At 48.3% G+C, this 17,230-nt stretch carries 15 protein-coding genes; 7 read left to right on the plus strand and 8 right to left on the minus strand.

Annotation, left to right across the window (positions count from 1 at the left end):
- Positions 1–335 precede the first annotated feature (335 nt).
- From EPL05_RS03865 to EPL05_RS03875, 3 genes are all read left to right on the plus strand, one after another.
- Entirely contained in the window at positions 336–1,199 is an 864-nt protein-coding gene (locus tag EPL05_RS03865; protein ID WP_128532289.1) for an alpha/beta hydrolase, read from the plus strand.
- Positions 1,200–1,339: 140 nt separating this feature from the next.
- Complete coding sequence (locus EPL05_RS03870) at positions 1,340–2,236, plus strand: MBL fold metallo-hydrolase (protein WP_128532291.1); 897 nt, start codon at positions 1,340–1,342, stop codon at positions 2,234–2,236.
- A gap of 274 nt (positions 2,237–2,510) precedes the next feature.
- A complete protein-coding gene (locus EPL05_RS03875; protein ID WP_208394671.1) occupies positions 2,511–2,837 on the plus strand; it encodes a putative quinol monooxygenase in 327 nt (108 codons plus the stop codon).
- Positions 2,838–2,850: 13 nt separating this feature from the next.
- On the opposite strand, the gene EPL05_RS03880 is transcribed toward EPL05_RS03875, so the two are convergent.
- A complete protein-coding gene (locus tag EPL05_RS03880; protein WP_128532295.1) occupies positions 2,851–3,264 on the minus strand; it encodes an EamA family transporter in 414 nt (137 codons plus the stop codon).
- A 191-nt stretch (positions 3,265–3,455) separates the two neighbouring features.
- Between EPL05_RS03880 and EPL05_RS03885 the strand changes: the two genes are divergently transcribed.
- Together EPL05_RS03885 and EPL05_RS03895 are read left to right on the plus strand one after the other, a co-directional pair.
- Positions 3,456–4,475: a fatty acid desaturase gene (locus tag EPL05_RS03885; protein ID WP_128532297.1), complete on the plus strand. Its 1,020-nt coding sequence runs from the start codon at positions 3,456–3,458 to the stop codon at positions 4,473–4,475.
- A 148-nt stretch (positions 4,476–4,623) separates the two neighbouring features.
- Entirely contained in the window at positions 4,624–5,562 is a 939-nt protein-coding gene (locus EPL05_RS03895; protein ID WP_128532299.1) for a hypothetical protein, read from the plus strand.
- Here EPL05_RS03895 and EPL05_RS03900 read toward each other — a convergent pair whose 3' ends face one another.
- From EPL05_RS03900 to EPL05_RS03930, 7 genes are all read right to left on the minus strand, one after another.
- The gene (locus EPL05_RS03900) at positions 5,563–6,450 is read right to left on the minus strand and encodes a helix-turn-helix domain-containing protein (protein WP_128532300.1); all 888 of its coding nucleotides are present in this window, start codon (positions 6,448–6,450) and stop codon (positions 5,563–5,565) included.
- Between the two features lie 41 nt (positions 6,451–6,491).
- Entirely contained in the window at positions 6,492–7,736 is a 1,245-nt protein-coding gene (locus EPL05_RS03905) for an NAD(P)/FAD-dependent oxidoreductase (protein ID WP_128532302.1), read from the minus strand.
- A gap of 107 nt (positions 7,737–7,843) precedes the next feature.
- Positions 7,844–8,845, minus strand: a complete 1,002-nt coding sequence (locus EPL05_RS03910; RefSeq protein WP_128532304.1) for a 4-hydroxyproline epimerase — start codon at positions 8,843–8,845, stop codon at positions 7,844–7,846.
- A 106-nt stretch (positions 8,846–8,951) separates the two neighbouring features.
- Positions 8,952–10,529, minus strand: coding sequence for an aldehyde dehydrogenase (NADP(+)) (locus EPL05_RS03915; protein WP_128532306.1), 1,578 nt, complete (start codon positions 10,527–10,529; stop codon positions 8,952–8,954).
- Positions 10,530–10,807: 278 nt separating this feature from the next.
- A complete protein-coding gene (locus EPL05_RS03920) occupies positions 10,808–11,761 on the minus strand; it encodes a dihydrodipicolinate synthase family protein (protein WP_128532308.1) in 954 nt (317 codons plus the stop codon).
- A gap of 113 nt (positions 11,762–11,874) precedes the next feature.
- Positions 11,875–14,073 (minus strand): putative Ig domain-containing protein, encoded by a 2,199-nt coding sequence (locus EPL05_RS03925; protein ID WP_128532310.1) that lies wholly within the window; start codon positions 14,071–14,073, stop codon positions 11,875–11,877.
- Between the two features lie 15 nt (positions 14,074–14,088).
- Complete coding sequence (locus tag EPL05_RS03930; RefSeq protein WP_128532312.1) at positions 14,089–16,095, minus strand: glycoside hydrolase family 127 protein; 2,007 nt, start codon at positions 16,093–16,095, stop codon at positions 14,089–14,091.
- 239 nt (positions 16,096–16,334) lie between these two features.
- On the opposite strand from EPL05_RS03930, the gene EPL05_RS03935 reads away from it, so the two are divergent.
- The gene (locus tag EPL05_RS03935; protein WP_128532314.1) at positions 16,335–16,769 is read left to right on the plus strand and encodes a hypothetical protein; all 435 of its coding nucleotides are present in this window, start codon (positions 16,335–16,337) and stop codon (positions 16,767–16,769) included.
- A gap of 19 nt (positions 16,770–16,788) precedes the next feature.
- Positions 16,789–17,220: a hypothetical protein gene (locus tag EPL05_RS03940; RefSeq protein ID WP_128532316.1), complete on the plus strand. Its 432-nt coding sequence runs from the start codon at positions 16,789–16,791 to the stop codon at positions 17,218–17,220.
- Positions 17,221–17,230: the final 10 nt, after the last annotated feature.

Consider the following 17,230-nt stretch of genomic DNA (forward strand, 5'->3'; position numbering starts at 1 on the left):
TATTGACGGTATTCTTAGGGATTGGTTCAGTAAATTATAAATATTTTTAGTTGGCTGTGCCTGCGTTGAGGATAGCAGTGGAAACCCCGGAATGAAGCATCGCCTCTATCAGCGGTTCGGAATGAGGAGTTGGAACGTATAGCCTGGCCCAAAGGGAACGCCACAGTTATTTGTGCGCAAAGATCACTAAACCGTAATAGGTACCTGATCTGTAAAGAATTTACAGCTTTTTAAAAGTTGTCAATTCTCCATCCCGCTTATCAATTTTTTTTTCCTAAATTTATCTGCCATGCAATAACCCCGATTGCATCAAACCAAATAAAAAACTTATCCTGATGAAAAAATTGCTATCCGTATTACTGCTGCTTTGTCCTGCCCTGCTGCTTGCCCAAACCAGCAAGGTGTTTGATAATTTAACCCTCAACAGCAAGATCCTGAAAAGCGAACGCAAGTTTGCTATTTACCTCCCGCCCGATTATGAGACCAGTGGCCGCAGCTACCCGGTGCTATACCTGCTGCATGGTGGCGGCGACGACCATACCGGCTGGGTGCAGTTTGGCGAAGTGCAAAACATTACCGATAAAGCCATCCGCGATGGCATTGCCACCAGTATGATCATTGTAATGCCCGATGCTAATACCGGACGCCGTGGCTACTATAACGATATAAAAGGCGACTTTAATTACGAGGATTTCTTTTTTACCGAACTGATGCCTTACGTGGAAAAAAAATACCGCATAAAAGCCGACAAACATTATCGCGCGGTTGCCGGCCTCAGCATGGGCGGCGGCGGCAGCTTTGTTTACGCGTTGCACCATCCCGAAATGTTTTCCTCTGCCTGCCCGCTAAGCGCAGCCACGGGTTTCCTGAGCCTGGAGGAAGCTAAAGCGGCGCTGGTAAAAAACAACCCGAATGTAACCCTCGCGGATAGCACCATCAGCAATTATTACAACAAATACAGTGTTATCCCTTTAATAAACGCCATGCCCGACGCTAACAAAAAAGCGGTGCGCTGGTTTATGGATATAGGCGACGACGACTTTTTATACGAAGGCAACGGGCTGGTGCATAACCTGATGCGAAAAAAGGAAATTCCGCATGAGTACCGCGTACGCGACGGTGCCCATAACTGGACCTACTGGCGTGCATCGCTGCCTGTAGTGCTAGAGTTTGTATCGCAGGCATTTCATCAATACTAATTTAGTCTATAGTCGATGGTCCATAGACCATGGTAAGCGCTAACCTTTCCATGAGCTCCGGGCCATCGGCTATTGGCTAATTAACATTTATTTCTATGGGCTATGGACCATAGACTATGGACAAAAAAACTAATTTCTATATGGAACGCAGACAATTTTTAAGAAATACGGCTCTTACCGCGGGCGCTTTTGCATTTTTAGGTAACCGCAGCTTTGCCTCAATCGTGGCCGACCCGGCTTACCAGGTAATCCCCTTACGCAATAATGTAGGGATCTTCATCGAACAGGGTGGCACCATCGCCTGGATGGTAAACAAGGAAGGCATTGTGGTGGTAGACGCGCAGTTCCCTAATACCGCACCGCACCTGATAGCAGAAATGCAAAAGAAAAGCGATAAGCCTTTCCAATGGCTCATCAACACCCATCACCACGGCGACCATACCAGCGGCAACATCGCTTTTAAGGGCGTCGCAAAAAATGTAGCCGCACATGCCAATTCGCTCATCAACCAAAAAGCAGCAGCTGTAAAACAAAAAAAAGAAGACCAGCAACTTTACCCCGATACCACCTTCACGGATAAATGGAAAGTAAAAGTGGGCGACGAGATCGTAAGCGGCCATTATTTTGGCGCTGGCCACACCAACGGCGACGCTTTCATCCATTTTGAACATGCCAACATTGTGCATGCCGGCGACCTGGTGTTCAACAAAATGCACCCTTATATAGACCGCTCTGCAGGTGCATCCTGCAAGCACTGGCCGCAGGCGCTGGAAGCCGCAACCAAACACTTCGATAAAAACACGCAGTACGTTTTCGGCCACGCGTTTGAACCTTTAAAAGTTACGGGCACCGTAGAAGATGTAAAACAAATGCAGGATTATATGGAGAAGCTGGTAGCTTTTGTAGAAAGCAGTATTAAGGCAGGCAAAACCAAGGATGAGATCTTAGCGGCAAAAGCTATCCCGGGTGTAAGCCTGTGGCAGGGCGATGGCATCCAACGGAGCCTGACGGCCGCTTATGAGGAGTTGGCGGTTTAAGGCAACACAGGTGTCCAGAAGACAGAAAGGAGCACGTCATGCCGAATTTATTTCTGCACCCCACATGCAAAGCAGCGGCGTGCAAAGCGGTTTTGCATGTGGGCGACCTGTGCCGTGGGGCCCTGAAACAAGTTCAGGATGACGGTTATTATTTTGCGCGCAATGAGTTAAATCCGTTAATTAAAATCGCAACAAAATGAAATTAAACCATACCAAGCGGCTGTTCTTATTTCTTTCTATAAGTATTTTCACGCTTATATTTAGTGAAAAAACAATGGCACAACAAAAAACCCAGATAGTTAGGCTGGCAAAGATCCAGGTGGATCCTGCCCAGTTGGATAAGTACAATGCTGCCCTAAAACTACAGATGGAAACTGCCGTGCGCCTGGAGCATGGTGTATTAACTTACTATGCTGTTGCCGATAAAACCAACCCGGCGCACATTACCATACTGGAAATATACGCGGATACAGCCGCGTATAAATTGCATATAGAAACGCCTCATTTTAAAAAGTATAAAGAGGCGGTGCAGCATATAGTTACCGCGCTGGAACTTGTGGATGTAACCCTCATTGGCGCTGCAACAAAACCGGCGATGTAGTTGACGCATCCATCTAAAATATCAGCACCAGCGTACCTGCGATGATGAGCACCGCGCCCGACGCGGATTTAAGGGTAAGCGGTTCGCCCAGGAAAATCACGGATAGGATGATGGCGATGGCAACGCTCAGCTTATCTACCGGTGCAACCTGCGATACCTTCCCCAATTGCAGTGCCTTAAAATAAAAGATCCAGGATAAACCAGTAGCACAACCGGAAAGCACCAGGAATATCCAGTTTAGCCGGGTTAAACTACCTATGCCGCTGCCCGCGCCCTTTACAAGCACAATTGCCCAGGCAATAAGCAGTATCACTACCGTACGGATGGCGGTAGCGAGGTCGGTATCAACCCCTTTTATGCCAATTTTTGCGAAGATGGCGGTCAGCGCCGCAAAAACAGCTGAGAGTAAAGCGTATATCCACCACATGTTATTAAATTTTACAGATAATTATTAAACTATTCAACGCAAATTTAGGAGAGAATGTTGGCTTAAAATTGAGCGAAATTTATTTCTTTAAAAGAAATATTAAGCGATCTTATTCAAATAAAAAGCATCATTTTTTACAATAAACTGGATTTGTGGCACGATATTCTTATCTTCATCGTTTTAAGCTTAATATGAAGAGAACTGATTTTGTTTATTCGAGTGAGTCTGAACCTCACCGCATCCGTACAAAAAAGATTTTAAAGCAGTTTCCGGAGCTTAGGAAACTGATAGGTAAAAACCCGAATACGATCTTCGCTATTATTGGTCTCGTATCTTTCCAGGTGATATTGGCCTGGTTCCTACGCGATCAGTCGTGGTGGTTGGTAGTAGGCGCGGCTTACTTATTGGGCGCTTTTGCAGATCATGCTCTATTTGTAATGATACACGAGTGTACGCACCAGTTACTTTTTAAAAACCGCAACGCCAACCGCTTTGCATCTATGTTTGCCAATTTACCGCAAATATTGCCAAGCGCTATTTCGTTCGAAAAATACCATATCAAACACCACTCTTTTCAGGGTGTGCATGAGCTAGATGCCGATCTGCCTAACCGCTGGGAGGCCAAGCTTATCAGCAATTCGTTTTTTGGTAAGGCTTTATGGTTGTTGTTTTTCCCGGTATTTCAACTTTTCCGCTTATCGCGCTTGCGCGAGATCCATCCTTTCGATGGCTGGATAGTGACCAACTTTTTAATACAGGTAGTATTCACAGCTGCTATCGTTTATTTTATGGGTGCGCACTCATTGGTGTTTTTGTTGCTAAGTTTCTCGTTCTCGGTAGGCTTGCACCCGCTGGGCGCACGCTGGATACAGGAGCATTACCTTACGCACAGTGTTGAGCAGGAAACGTACAGCTACTACGGTAATTTTAATACTGTTGCCTTTAACGTAGGTTTCCACAACGAGCACCACGATTTCCCTTCTATCCCATGGAACAAGTTGCCCGAGATCAAAAAAACAGCACCCGAGTTTTACGATACTTTATACTATCACACCTCGTGGACCAAGTTATTCTTCCAGTTTTTGTTTGATAGGGAGATCTCACTGTTTAACCGCATCCTGCGCCGCGACCGTGGCCGCGTAGCGATTACCGATGTGAGCAAACCGGATATTGAAATGACCCAAGGTACAAAAACTGAAGCTGTAGCCTAAGTTTAAATAATCTCTTTTTTTAAGCCGCCTTACATAGGCGGCTTTTTTGTTTACCTTAGATTATTCGCTTAGTATAAAACATAAAAATTCCCGATATTTGTAATTATTTGTTAAATAATTACAGCTTTTACTGCAAAGTTGATAATATATGAAGCGAACGGATGTTATTAATGCATATAAAGAGATGAGCCGCCGCCGAAAATTAAATATCCTGATCCCCATTGTTGTGCTGATGTTTGTTGGCGCCTTTGCCAAGCATCGCCTTATCGACCGTAAAAAGCAGGCGGAGAGCCACTTGCAGGATAAAGAGATGGACGAAATTTCGGGCATAGCGGCATCTACTCTCAACAAAGGCTTTTATTACGTACACAACGATAGCGGCGACACCAGCCGTTTCTTCGCCATAACGCCTGATGGCAAACTGCACACCACTATTTATTACAAAGGGCATAAACAACACCTTGGCGCTATTGATGTAGAAGATATTGATGTTGGGCCGGGCCCAGTACCGGGCAAAAGCTATGTATACGTTGGCGATATTGGCGATAACGGCTCCTCGCGTAAGTTCATCACCGTTTATCGTGCCGAAGAAAAAAAGGAATGGGGAAAAGATAGCCTGGCCAACACCGTGCCGGTACCCATTAACCTGAAATACCCCGATGGTGCGAAGGATGCAGAAGCCATGATGATAGACCCCATTGAAAAACTCATTTACATTGTTACCAAGCGTTATGATACGGTTGGCGTGTACACCTACCCGCTAAAATACCGCAACGATGATACCGTTACCATGACCCTCAGGACCAAGCTATACTTTAAAGGTATAAAACCGTTTAAGTGGATAACCGCCGGCGATATTTCTAAAGACGGGATGACGATACTGTTGAAGAGCTACGAAAAGGTTTACTACTGGCAGCGCCAGCCAAACGAGCCGGCATGGCGAGCCATGCAGCGCCCACCGCGCGAACTCCCCTACAAACAAGAAAAACAAGGCGAGGCCATTGGCTTTACGCCAGATAGTAAAGGCTATTACACCACCAGCGAAGGCGTGTTCGCCCCCATCTATTACTACGAAATTCCCAATTGATCAGCGGTCGGTTTTTACCGCGCCCGAGTAATCGTTAATATAATCCCTCGGCGATTTCCCTGCAATGTTTTTAAACACATAATTAAAGTTGGTGATGCTGCTGAACCCGCAGCTATAAGCCACATCGGCTATATTGTTTAAACTGCCGTTCAGCAGCATTTTGCAGGCCTCGTTCACCCTTACTTTATTTACAAAAGCGATGAAGGTAGTACGGGTATGCTTTTTAAAGTACCGGCAAAACGCGTTGGGCGTTAAATGGGCCACGCGGGCAACCTCATCCAGCGTGAGGGCGCTGCTGTAGTTGTGCATAATGTAGTTATATACTGATGCTATGCGCGCGCCTTCGGGGTCTGTCATGGAGTAGGTATAACTTTCTGACGACAGTGACTGCAAGCTCGCGGTTGTGCTCATGGCGTTCAGCATATCTATCAGCAGGGCCAGTTGTGCCGCGCCCGTGTTATGCTGAATTTTTATTATCGACGCTGAAAAGTTTCCGGTCACAGCCGCCGGGATCTTAAAGCCATTTTGCCACTGCGCAAAAAAACTTTGTACCGATTGCATTTCGGGCAGGTTAAATAACGCTGCCAGCTTGCCGTTGGGATTAAAAAATATGCTGATGGCGCGTACCTGTTTTTGGCTGCCCTCGGCAAAATAACCGGGACTGCTTTTAAATAAATGGGGCTGGTTGGCTCCCATTACAAACACCTCGCCCCCGCTAAAAACATGCATATTGTTCCCGGCCAGCAGCGTGCCCTCGCCCTCTTGGATCCAGGTGATTTGTACTTCGGCATGGCGGTGCAGGTGCGGGTAAAAATGCGGCAATATCTCCTCCTGCACTATAATGGTTTGCCCGTGGGGCACCGGTATGGTAAATGGGAGAACTTTCAAGGGAGTTTAAGTTGTGAATGGTGAGTAGTTAGTGGTTGGTTTTAATATCTATCGGGAGAGAAATGTTTAATGTCCGCTGATACTTGCTTTTCGTTCAGTACTTCTTCTACCAGCTTACCTGTTGCCGGGGCAAGGCTCAGGCCCATCATACCGTGCCCTGTTGCGAAGGCGAGGTTGCTATACTTATCCGACCGCCCTATATAAGGCAATCCATCCGGCGAGCATGGGCGGAAGCCGTACCATATCTCTTTGAGCTGCGGGGGTGGCGGTTTAAAGCCGGGAAAGTATTTGGGGATAGATTCCACAATGCCGGCAACACGGTTCATGTTTATCTTGTCGTTGATCTTGCCTATCTCCATAGTACCGCCAAAGCGGATGCTACCGTTCATGGGCGTTACCGATACCCTTGCCTCGCAAAGCAGCGACGGGATGCTCATTCGTTTTTGCGGCTCATCCACCATAAAAGAATACCCTTTACCCGGCATCAGCGGCACATTTAGCCCGGCCAGTTTTGCAATCACCGGCGACCATGCACCACCAGCTATAAGGTACTTATCCGCCTTAAAGTTTTTTCCATTACTGCTCACAGAAAGCACTTTGCCATGGTCGCGTTCAATGTTGGTTACCGGGGTATTACGGTGGATCGATACACCTGCGCCTTCGAGGTATTTTACTAAACCGGCAATTAGTTTATTCGGGTACAGGTGCGCGTCGCAATGGTAATGCACGGCACCCAATACGTCCATATCAATTTGGGGCTGTAGCGCACGGCATTCGCCGGCCGTTAGGTTTCGCGCGTCAAGGCCCAGCGCTCTCGCTTTTTCGGCGGTCCGATGTTCTTCTTCTTCAAACTTCGCGGTTTTATACAGCATCAGGATACCTTTATCTTCCAGTCCGAAATTGAAGCCAACTTCGCCCTCAAACTCCTTATAAAGCTTTTTGCTGAGGAGCGACAGATCACGCAAAGGAACAGCCGAGCGTTCAACATGCTTTTTATTGGCGGCTTTTAAGAATTTTAGTCCCCAGCCTATCAGTTCCAGGTTTAAGGATGGTTTTACGTAGAACGGGCTTTTGCTGTCAAACATCCAGCGGATGCCCTGCTCTATCATCCCCGGCGCGGCCAGTGGTATAAAATGGCTGGGGACTATCATCCCCGCATTGCCGAAAGAGCAATTATCCTGCAGGTCGCCCTGCTCTAATATCTCTACTTCCCAGCCTGCCTTATGCAAATAATATGCGGAGAACAGGCCGATGATTCCCCCTCCGATGATGATTGATTTACTCATGAGCCGAGCCCCCTAACCCCCTGAAGGGGGAATTTTTGATTTGCTTCATTGATTCAACTTCTACTTTTAAAGCCCTCCCCTGAAGGGGAGGGTTGGGTGGTGTTGCCTTAGATCACCTGGAACCCGAAGGCGTAAGGATCATCCTCATCATCAATTTTGATGGTGTTGTAGCCATATACTTTTGCCCAGCCTTCTATTCCGGGGATAATGGCGGGTTTACCGCCCAGGGTTACTTCATCCTCTACCGTGCCGATGAACTGGCTGCCGATAATACTTTCGTGGATAAACTGATCACCTTTTTTTAATTTGCCTTTGGCATGCCATTGTGCCATTCTTGCCGAGGTACCCGTTCCGCAGGGCGACCGGTCTATCGCCTTATCGCCATAAAAAACAGCGTTGCGGGCCGTTGCATCCGGCGAAATCGTTTTGCCTGCCCACAGGATATGCGTACAGGTATTAATGGTTGGGTTCTCCGGATGAACGAAGGTGTATTTTTCATTTATGCGCGTGCGCAGAACCCGGCTCCAGGAGATGAGTTGGTCGGCAGTATAGTTTTCCAGTCCGCCGAAGTTTTCCTGCGGATCTACTATGGCGTAGAAATTACCGCCGTAGGCCACATCAACCGTAAGCATCCCCAGATCCGGGCATTCCACCTGCAATCCTTCCGAATCGAGGTACGAGGCCACGTTAACCAGCTTTACCGATTTCACCTTCCCGCCTACCTGTTTGTAGGATATCATCACCAGGCCAGCCGGTGCTTCCATGCGGATAATGCCGGGTATTTTTGGCGTGATGAGCCCTTCTTCCACAGCGATGGTAATGGTACCAATAGTGCCATGCCCGCACATAGGCAGGCAGCCGCTGGTTTCGATAAATAATACCGCTACATCGTTTGCCGGATCGTGAGGCGGGTATAAAATACTGCCGCTCATCATATCGTGCCCGCGGGGTTCAAACATCAACCCCTTGCGGATCCAGTCGTACTCCTTCAAAAAGTGCTGGCGTTTTTCGCTCATATTGGCGCCGTTAAGGTTGGGGCCGCCGCCGGCAACCAGCCTCACCGGGTTACCACAGCTATGCGCGTCTATACAGAAAAATGTTTTGGTCATATTTGGTGAGTAGAGAGTGGTTGATTGGTGAGTGGTTTTCTTAGTTGGAAGGGTGGTAAATAATTACGTTTTTGCAACCATTCACCACTCTCCATTTACCACTCACCTATCTAACCCATTCATTATTAAATAACCGCCATATACCTAGCGGGTTTTCGTCCTTCAGTGCATCGGGAAGTAATTCGTTCTCCCAGTTTTGCCAGCTAAGGGGGCGCACAAAACGCTTGATAGCACCCGTACCAACCGAAGTAAAGCGGCTATCAGATGTGGCCGGGAAAGGGCCGCCATGCTGCACAGCATTACCTACCTCCACACCCGTAGGCGGGCCGTTCAATATTACACGACCGGCAAGGTTGCTTAGCTTATCGATAATAGGCTTGTACAGCGCCAATTCTTCCCGCTCGGCCATCAGCGTAGCGGTTAACTGCCCGTGTAACGAGCTAACCACCTGTTCTAACTGCGCCATATCATCAGCCACAATGAGCATGCTATACGGGCCGAAAACTTCCTCTTTAAATTTCTCATCCGCCAGGAAATCACCAGCCGAAATTTCGCTTACCATGGCCAGTGCCTGGTTTAGGTTTTCGGTATTAAGTTTATCGGCTTTGCCGATGATGTTAACCGCGTCATCGCCCAACTTTTCTTTAGCCAGTTTTTGGTAGTCGCCGCAGATACCAGCCGTAAGCATAGTAGCCGAAGCAACGTTGGCAATGCCAGCTCCGAGCGCTTGTTTAAACCTGTCCAACCCTTCAGATTTAACCGCAAACAGCAAGCCCGGGTTGGTACAAAACTGCCCTGCGCCCAAGGTGATGGCTTCGGTGTAAGTTTTGGCCAGTTCTTCAGCGCGGTTTTGCAAGGCCTGCGGCAATAATATTACCGGGTTGGTGCTGCCCATTTCGGCAAATACCGGGATAGGCTCATCGCGTTCGCGTGCCATTTTTACCAGCGCCATACCGCCTTTAAGCGAGCCGGTGAAGGTTACTATTTTTGTTTTGGGATGTTTTACCAGGGCTTCGCCAACGGTGTAAGCATCATCAAAAAGGTGTGAAAAAATGCCTTCTGGCAAGCCGTGCTTTTGGGCGGCGTGCATGATCACTTCGGCAACCAGCGCGCTGGCACCGGGGTGCGCTGGGTGGGCTTTTACCACAACCGGGCAACCCGCAGCCAATGCAGAAACGGTATCGCCACCGGCAACCGAGAATGCCATCGGGAAGTTGCTCGCGCCGAATACCACCACCGGGCCAATCGGCACCATCATTTTGCGGAGATCAACCCGGGGTAAGGGGATCCTATCGGGGATCGCTGTATCAATAACAGCCTCTACCCAACTGCCTTCTTCCAGCAGATTGGCGTACATATTCAGCTGACCGGTTGTCCGGCCACGCTCGCCTGTTAAACGCGGAATAGGCAGGCCGCTTTCAGCCGCGCACCGGTTTAACAACTCATCGCCCAGGGCGGTGATGCCTTCGGCAATACTGCGCAAAAAGGCAGCCTTAGTTTTGGCCTCGGTGTTGCGGTAAACGGCAAATGCCTTATCTGCCAGTTGCATGGCGGCATCCACGTCTGCGGCTGTGGCAGCGTAAAAATCGCCATCAATTTCGTTGTTGGTAGCCGGGCTTACCGCTTTAAAGCTTTTGCCCGTTTGAGGTAAAAAGCTGTAGCCGATTATATTTTTTGTGTTCATGTATTGTTGTACTAAAACCTGTAAAACCCAATGTCATTTCGATGAGCACGCGGCAGGGCCGAAGCGCCGGGGCGAAGAGAACTATCTCTTGACCGAAGGGAAAAATTTTATCGAGTGACAAGCCACGAACTTTGCAAAGCGCTATGCATCTCGTATAAGTTTTCTCACACCCGCCTTTTCCCGCTATCCTCTCACACGCCGGTTCGAAACGACATGGTGGGTTTTTTCACCTGTCTTCCCTTACCTGCTTGATTCTTGTTTCCTGGCGTCTTGCTTCCTTAACTAACCCCCGTTACATCAACTTCTGCTTCAACTTCTACACCCCAACTGCCTGCCGGCAATTCGGGGCGGTGTTTTACGGCGTGTTTAATAATGCCTAAAACCCTGTCGCGTTCCTCGCCGGTAATTTTAAGGCGCGGCAGGCGCACGGTTTCGGTACCCAGGCCGGTAACGCTTTCGGCAAGTTTAATGTATTGCACCAGTTTTGGGTGGATGTCCAACTCCAGTACCGGTAAAAACCAGCGATAGATAGCCAATGCTTCTTTCATACGTTCGGCTTTAGCCAAACGGTAAACAGCTACGGTTTCCTTGGGGAAGGCATCAACCAACCCGGCGACCCAACCATCGGCACCCATAAAAAGGCTCTCCAATGCCAGGGTATCCACACCTGTCATAATAGCAAAACGGTTGCCAAAACGGTTGATCATGCGGGTAACGTTACTCACGTCGCGAGTAGATTCTTTCACCGCCTGTATATTTTTGTATGCCGAAAGCTGCTCAAACATATCCAGCGTAACCTCTATCTTATAATCGAAAGGATTGTTGTAGATCATGATAGGCAGCTTAGTGCTTTTGGCTACATCGGCAAAGTATTTCACGGTTTCTTCCTCATCGGCTTTGTAACGAAGCGGCGGTAGCATCATTAGGCCGTCGGCACCATATTTAGCGGCGTTTTTGGCGCATTGCAGGGCGGCTTTAGTAGTTTGCTCCGCAATGTTGAGCACTACGTAAACACGCTTTGCAACCACTTTTACGGTATGCTCCAGCAGGGCTATTTTCTCCTCATCGGTCAGTACGCTGGCCTCACCAAGCGAACCGCCAAGGATGATGCCATTGGCACCCGCCTGTATCTGCGCTTCGATGTTGGCATCGAAAGCATCAAAATCCAATTCGTCATCATCGGTAAATTTTGTTGTTACCGCTGGGAATACCCCTTTCCATACTATGCTCATATTTAGCCCCCTAACCCCCTAAAGGGGTAATTTTTGATTTATTTATTTATTATATATCGTTAATTACTTCTTTAAGCCCCCCCTTCAGGGGAGGGTTGGGTGGGGGCCTCTTACTACTTCACCCTCACCAGCATTACTCCATGCGGTGCAACGCTTGCCTTAAAATCGCCTGCACCTTTTGTAAGATCTTTTTGCTCCCACACGTTGCGGATGGTTTTGTAAGTGCCCGCTGTCGTGCCCGGCAGGGTAATGGTTTGGTACTTATCCGACAGGTTGAACAACCCTATCGCCTTGCTACCGTCCTTCATTTCTTTAACCCATATCTGGTACGTATTGCCTTTTACAACCTGGCGGGCTGCTTTGCCCAAAGCGTCCTGGTCTATCGCCAATACCTCGCTGTTGGTAAGCAGGTTCAGCGTAAACTTATCCAGCGCGCCCATATCACAACCTATCAGCAAGGGTACCGACTGCAAGCTCCACAGGCTGATGTGCGTGTATTGCTCATCGGCGCTAAGGTGCGTGTTGTGCAGGCTTGGGCCCCAGCCCACTTTGCCAACCACTAGCATATCGGGGTCGTTAAAGTGCCCTGGCTGTGCAAATTTGGCGGCTTCATCCTGGTTAAAGCCAATTTCCGACATGCTTCTCCAGGTATCCTGGATATCGCCTGTAGTACGCCAGCTGTTGCCCCCTGTTTCGGCCCCCCACTCCCATACCTTGCCCCAGCCATACTGGCAAAAGCTCAGCATAATATCGCGGTTAACCTTATCCAACGATGCACGGATCACCTGGTAGGGTTTCTTCAGATCGGTAAGCGTTGGGTCCTTTGGCGATACTTCGCTGTAAGAGCACCAATCGTATTTTAAATAGTCTATCCCCCAGTAGCCATAGGTTTTAGCATCCTGATCTTCGTGCTGCCAGCTGCCTAAGTAGCCGCCGCAGGTTGTTGGGCCGGGCGATGAGTAGATCCCCATTTTTAGCCCGAGGCTATGCACATAGTCTACGGTTCCTTTCATATCCGGGAATTTTTGGTTTGCGGTTATCTCGCCGCTGGGCAGGCGTTTATCAATTTCCCATCCATCATCAATGTTTACATAATTCCAGCCGTAGGAGGCTAATTTCTCTATCATGGTGCGCGCCGCTGTACGCACGCGGCCATCATCCACACTTAAACCGAAAGCGTTCCAGCTGTTCCAGCCCAAAGCGGGAGTTAAGCCAATTTTATCGCCAATGCAGATGGTGAATTGCTTTGTGCCCGAGCCAACTGCATTTTTTACGGTGAAAGTTACCGGGTAATCGCCTTTTTTACTAACCGAACCTTTGATAATACCGGTTGCGACATCCAACGATAAGCCCTTTGGCAAACTAACCGCTTTATAGGTAAGCGGCTTTTGCCCCGTTGCCGGGATAAGGTACAGGAAGGGATTGCCCGGCCTTGCGCCATAAACTTCGGGCCCGTTAATTTTTGGCTTTGCCGATGGTGCCGGCGTAAGGATATACGGGGTGCTTTCTACCTTAGAAATTTTGGTACCCGACAAGCTATCCGTAAAAACGTAGCTCAGCTGGTACGATTTACGTTCGATGGCTGCGGCGCTAAACGTGTAGGTAAAGGGTTTGCTGCCGGTGAAGGTGGCTTTGTTTGTTTTCTCGTAAAGCACCTTGCCGGTTTCCGGGTCGGTCACTTTAAAATCCAGTTTGCCTTTATAGTTGTAGTTATTGCCTTTCGAGATCAGTTTGATGGATTTGCCAACCGCGTTTTTTGCGCCGTACACAAAATCCGCGTCGGTATTGATGGATACATAATCCATAATATCATTCATGCTGATGCTGAACTTATCGCCATAAAGGCCACCGTCGCCGCCGGTATCAAATATGCGGATGGCCAGTACGTTCTCTTTATCCCACAAAATTGCGGGGTTGTTGGTGGCCAGCATGTAGTGGCGCGGGCCGTAGTTAGAGACCTTTATATCGCTGCCGCCTTTGGCTATCAGCTTACCGTTGAGGTACAATTCGTCGTTATCGTCTACATTCTGCAGATCGATGCGGAGGCTATCCTTTAAGTACGAACTGTTTTTTAACGATGCAGGGATAGTTACATGCAGCCTGTACCAGCCAAAGCCATTGTAATAATCGTGCCTCTGGCGTTCCCAGGGTTTGTTAACATCAATGGCCTGCCACTGGCTGTCATCGAAATTTGTCGCGCTGAAAGCAGTGCTGTCGCCGGCCTTAAACTTCCAGCCGGTAGAAAGCGAAACCTGCGCATGGGCCTTTGCAAAACAGGCCAGCAGGAATAAAACGGTTAGGATCTTCTTCATTTGATAGAGATTTGGTTATCGGCTGATAATATCGACAAATTTTACCTCTTCCGGGAACCAAACCATCATTTCTCCTTTACCGCGGTTTGCCCATGCATAATAGGGTATAGCGGTAAGGGTTTTATTTTCTGTACTTACGGTTTGTTTCGCGGTATCTACGTTGATGGCCTTTACCTCGGCTTTTAAAACGGTAACGCCATTCAGCAGCCCGGCCTCATATTGCGTTGTAAACGCTGTGTTTTTTGGGATGATGATATTCGCGGCTTTGCCCCCGTTGTCTGTCCACTCGGCGGCGTACATCAGCGGGCCGCGCTGCAGGGCAACTCTTCCGGCATCATCGGGCAGTTTTTCGCTGGCCATTACACGCTGTACATCCATCGGCAGGGTCATTTCTACCTTGTCGCCTTTTTTCCATTTCTTGCTGATAACGGCATAGCCATGCTCCATCTGGTACTCCACCGGCTTGCCGTTCACTTTAATTTCTACCTTTTTGTTAAGCGGCTGCTGGTAGCTATATAAGTCTGAAGGAACGGCCTGGTTTTGCGCCCAGCCCGGTATGCGGATCTTCAGGTTCATCTCCATTGCCGATGCCGGGTTAATGATGAACGCCAAACCGCCATCCCACGGGTAATTATTTTGCTGCGTAATTTGCAGGGCCTTGTTATTCACCTTTAAACTGCCGGTGCCGCTGATAAACAGGTTCACAAATACATCTTTACCGTTTTGAGCGTAGATGTAGCCGGGGATAGAAGGGATGAGCCTGGCAACGTTGGTAGGGCAGCAAGAGCACACAAACCAGCCCGAACGCTCGCGCTCAATATCCGGGTGCGTAAAGTGATCCTGGATCTGCATGGCGTTGGTGTAAAAGAAGGATTTACCATCCAGCCCAACACCGGAGATAAGCCCGTTATATAATACCTTTTCCAGCACATCGATGTATTTCGAATCTCCATGCAGCAGGAACATCCGTTGATTCCAAAAAACGCTGCCAATGGCGGCGCAGGTTTCGTTATAGGCGGTAGCGTTTGGCAATTCGTAGTTGGCGCCAAAGCGCTCGCCATCGCCAACGGCACCAATGCTACCCTGCACATACATTTTTTTGCCTACCATATTATCCCAGATCTTATCAATGGCGGCCAGGTATTGTTTGTCGCCCGTTAAAGCGGCAACATCTGCCATCCCGGCGTACAGGTACATGGCGCGTACGGCGTGGCCTTCGGCTTCGTCCTGGTTAATTACCGGTTTATCATCCTGGTAGTAGGTGCCGTTCTCCCAAACGTTCTTGCTTTTTTTATTGTAAGCCTTTTTCCCGCGCTGGTCTATAAAGAACTTAGCCAGGTCCAGGTATTCTTTTTTGCCCGTGATGCGGTAAAGGCGCACCAGCCCCATCTCCACAATTTCGTGGCCGGGTGCTACCGCGCGTTTACCGGGCCCGAAGGTTTGCACCAGCAGGTCGGCATTTTTCAGGGCGATATTTAAAAAGTTGCGTTTACCGGTCGCCATAAAGTGGGCGGCAGCACCTTCATACATGTGGCCGGCGCAATATAGTTCATGGCTGTTCTCGTTCTCCTTCATCCAACGCTCGGGGCCGGCTGCTCCGCCGGGGTGTATTGGGTCTATAGTGCGGTAGGTGTACAGGTATCCGTCTGCCTCTTGCGCTTTGCCCACCACGGTGATCAGGGAATCGAGGTAGGCGTCCAGTTGCCTATCCGGGTGAACCGCTAAGGAGTATGACGCGCCTTCTATGGTTTTATAAATGTCGGTATCGTCGAAAGGGTAAACGGTGCAAAACTTACCCTTCCCCTCGGCGGCCATTTCAAAATTCTTTATCCTGCCCGTGCTTTTGCAACGCTCAAACGATGCCGGGATGGTTACCGTACGGTTAGTTTCAATGCGGGACGCCCAAAAATGATCGGCCAGTTTTACCTGTGTAAAGGCAAGCGGCTGTATGGGGTAATCCTGTTTCTGCGCGTACGCGGAAATGTTGCAGCAAACAAAAAGCACGAGGCAAAGCTTTTTCATGGGCAAAAGGAATTATTGATTAGCTAAATGTAAAGCTATCCAAAAGTAAAAGAAAATAGGCTTCCGTTTTATCGATTTCTACCTGATAATAGCAGGATATTACCTTTAATAATTTCGATAAATTGCTTTTAGAGATAAAATATCACAAAATACATTAATTTGCAAATTATATAGTACTTTGTATTGCATAATACTATATCAAACATATATCTTTGTTGAAATATTAAATCGATCACAAAATGAAAACAACAAAAACAAACAATTTGAGGAGAGCCGCATTGGCTTTTGCTTTAATACTGGCAGGCAGCACCATCAGTTTTGCACAGTGCGACAAACCGGTAAAACTTACCTCATCGGTAACCAACTACATAAACGATAAGGGCGAGGTGGAACGGACAAAAGCGGAGCAAACGGTTATCATTTTATCAAAAACCGAACTCACCATTACCCCCGGCGACCACATGATGAATGGTAACGTTACCGAGTATACCTGTAACTGGACCACCCCTTTTAAAGACGGGAAAACAATTGCTAAAGCGGTGCTGACCGATGGTAATAACGACCTGCATGTTACCATCACCATTGAAGGCAAAGCCGGAAAAGTGACCTTAACCTTTGTGGCTGAGGAAGAGGCCGGCAAAAAGATCCAGGTAGTGGCAGATAAGTTTGAATAACCTATTAACCCTTAAAAAAATGAAAACAAACCATTTAAAAAAGACTGTATTAGCCTTTGCTTTACTACTGGCTGGCAGCACCATCAGCTTTGCGCAATGTGACAAGCCTGTAATGCTTATTGCATCGGCCACCAATTATTACAATGCCAAAGGCGAATTGCAACGCAGCAAGGATGAGGAAACCATTATCACTCTAACCAAAACACAGATAATTATTGCCCCCGGCGACGAAGATCACAAAATGACGGGCGATATAAAAACCTACACCTGCAATTGGTCTACACCTTATAAAGAGGGAAAAACCGTGGTAACAACCGTGTTTACGGATGGTGGTAAAAGTCTCAACGCAACGGTTACCATTGAAGGCAAGGCCGGCAAAATTACCGCTACTATGGAAACGGCAGAAATGCCGGATATGAAGATACAGGTAGTGGCAGACAAGTTTGAGTAGCCGCGTGTGT

It is taken from the genome of Mucilaginibacter gilvus, from assembly GCF_004054195.1.
Classification (GTDB): domain Bacteria; phylum Bacteroidota; class Bacteroidia; order Sphingobacteriales; family Sphingobacteriaceae; genus Mucilaginibacter; species Mucilaginibacter gilvus.